Origin of the sequence: Schaalia cardiffensis, from assembly GCF_016405145.1 — a bacterium.
In the GTDB taxonomy this organism is placed as follows: domain Bacteria; phylum Actinomycetota; class Actinomycetes; order Actinomycetales; family Actinomycetaceae; genus Pauljensenia; species Pauljensenia cardiffensis.
The window spans coordinates 1-2491 of record NZ_JAEKIA010000028.1; the positions used below are offsets into that span (position 1 = coordinate 1).

Below are 2491 nucleotides of genomic sequence, written 5' to 3' on the forward strand. Positions count from 1 at the left end.
TCGACACCATGGACAGGGCGTGGCGGGTGGGCCCGCCGACAGCGAAACCTCGTAGATACCAGCCGAGGTGCTTACGCATTTCACGCATCGCACGAGCCTCATCCCCCTGGTCTTCGACGACCCACCTCGCGTGCTTCTCGATGATGGCGACGATGTCGCAAAGCGGCGGGTCGGCGAAATCCGGGCCTCCCATCAGGGTCGACACGAGGTCGGTGAAGAGCCAGGGGCGCCCCTGGCATCCGCGGCCCACGACGACCGCGTCGCACCCCGTTTCTTGCATCATCCGCTGTGCATCAGCGCCGGAGAAGACATCACCATTGCCGAGCACCGGGACGGGGATCGTGTCCTTGAGGCGGGCGATCGTCTCCCAGCGAGCCCTCCCCGAGTAGTGCTGCGTCTGGGTGCGCGCATGGAGCGCAACCGCCGCGACTCCGCGATTGACGGCCGTGCGCGCGGCATCGAGGTAGGTGATGTGCTCGTCATCAATGCCGATGCGCATTTTCACGGTCACGGGAACGTCTTTGCCGGTCCTGCTCCCCGCCCTTTCGGCGGCAGCGACGACCGCGTGAAGGAGATCGTCGAAAAGGTCCTTCTTCCACGGCAGGGCAGCTCCCCCACCCTTGCGGGTCACTTTGGGAACTGGACACCCGAAGTTGAGGTCAAGGTGATCGACGAGCTCACAATCGATGAGGATCTCGGTCGCCTTCGCCATCGTCACCGGATCCACGCCGTAGAGCTGGATCGAGCGGACTCGCTCCGAAGGATCTGGACGAACCATGTCGAGGGTACGGCGGTTCCCCTCGACGAGGGCGCGCGAGGTCACCATCTCCATAACGTATAGGCCCGCGAAGGCATCAACGCCGGGGGTCGCTTCACGCTCACAGGCCGGGTCGCCCGGGGCGAGGCGGGGTGGGAGCCCCCTTTCGCCGAGTTCTCGGCAGAGTCTGCGGAAGGGCGCGTCGGTCACTCCCGCCATCGGTGCGAGGACGACGGGAGACCATATGCGCAGCGGCCCGATCTCCAGGGGGGAAACCGGACCGTGCGCGAGTGATTCCAAGGCCACTTAGCAGGCGCCGAGCTTGTCGATGAGCCAGCTCTTGACTTCAGCGAGCGGGATGCGCTCTTGAGCCATGGTGTCGCGGTCGCGCACTGTCACCGCCTGGTCCTCGACGGAATCGAAGTCGTAGGTCACGCAGTACGGGGTGCCGATTTCGTCCTGGCGGCGGTAGCGGCGGCCGACGGCTCCGGCATCGTCGTATTCGACGTTCCAGATCTGACGGAGCTGCGCGGCGAGCTCCTTCGCGGGCCCCGTGAGCTGTTCCTTGCGCGAGAGCGGGAAGACGGCGACCTTGACGGGTGAGAGGCGCGGATCGAGTTTGAGGACGACGCGCTTGTCGACCCCGCCCTTCGTGTTGGGGGCCTCGTCCTCGTGGTAGGCCTCGATGAGGAAAGCCATGAGGGAACGGGTCAAGCCCGCGGAAGGTTCGATGACGTAGGGGGTCCAGCGTTCGCCGCTTTGCTGATCGAAGTAGTCGAGCTTCGATCCGGAGTGCTCGGAGTGAGTGGAAAGGTCGAAGTCGGTACGGTTGGCGATCCCTTCAAGCTCGCCCCACTCGCTGCCCTGGAAACCGAAACGGTATTCAATGTCAACGGTGCGCTTCGAATAGTGCGAGAGCTTCTCTTGGGGGTGCTCATAGAAACGCAGGTTGTCAGGATCGATGCCGAGCCCGACGTACCAGTCGCGGCGGTAGTCGATCCAGTACTGGTGCCATTCCTCATCCGTGCCGGGGGCGCAGAAGAACTCGAGTTCCATCTGCTCGAATTCGCGAGTGCGGAAGATGAAGTTGCCGGGCGTGATCTCGTTGCGGAAGGACTTGCCGATCTGGCCGATGCCGAAGGGCGGCTTCTTGCGTGAGGCAGCAGCAACGTTCCCGTAGTTCACGAAGATGCCCTGCGCGGTCTCGGGGCGCAGGTAGTGCAAACCCGCTTCGTCATCAACGGGGCCGAGATAGGTTTTGAGCAGGCCCGAGAAGGAACGAGGCTCGGTCCAGGCGCCGGGCTGGCCGGTCACCGGATCGGGCACCATGTCGAGGGTGACGGTGTCGGGATCCAGGCCCTTGCGCTCCGCATACTCTTCGATGAGTTGATCGGCGCGGTAGCGCTTGTGGGTGTGCAGCGATTCGACGAGCGGGTCGGTGAAGGCTTTGACGTGACCGGAGGCGACCCAGGTTTCACGCGGGAGGATGACCGAGGAGTCCAAGCCGACGACGTCTTCGCGCCCGCGGACCATGTACTGCCACCACTGCTTCTTAATGTTCTCTTTCAGCTCGACGCCGAGCGGGCCGTAGTCCCATGCTGAGCGGGTGCCTCCGTAGATCTCTCCGCAGGGGAAAACGAAGCCACGGCGCTTCGCGAGGCTAATGACGGACTCGAGGCGAGAAGGGCCCTGTGCCACTTGATGCTCCTTGCACATGATGGCCGCACCTGGCTG

2 protein-coding genes are annotated in these 2491 nt (G+C 64.1%); both read right to left on the reverse strand.

Translation table 11 applies throughout. The features are described 5' to 3' along the window. Window positions 1-1018: tRNA dihydrouridine synthase DusB (gene dusB, locus JFX23_RS09200; RefSeq protein ID WP_416153031.1), on the reverse strand; the 1018-nt coding region annotated here is incomplete at its 3' end. A gap of 45 nt (window positions 1019-1063) precedes the next feature. Next, window positions 1064-2455 (reverse strand): glycine--tRNA ligase, encoded by a 1392-nt coding sequence (locus JFX23_RS09205; RefSeq protein WP_076463865.1) that lies wholly within the window; start codon window positions 2453-2455, stop codon window positions 1064-1066. Window positions 2456-2491 lie beyond the last annotated feature (36 nt).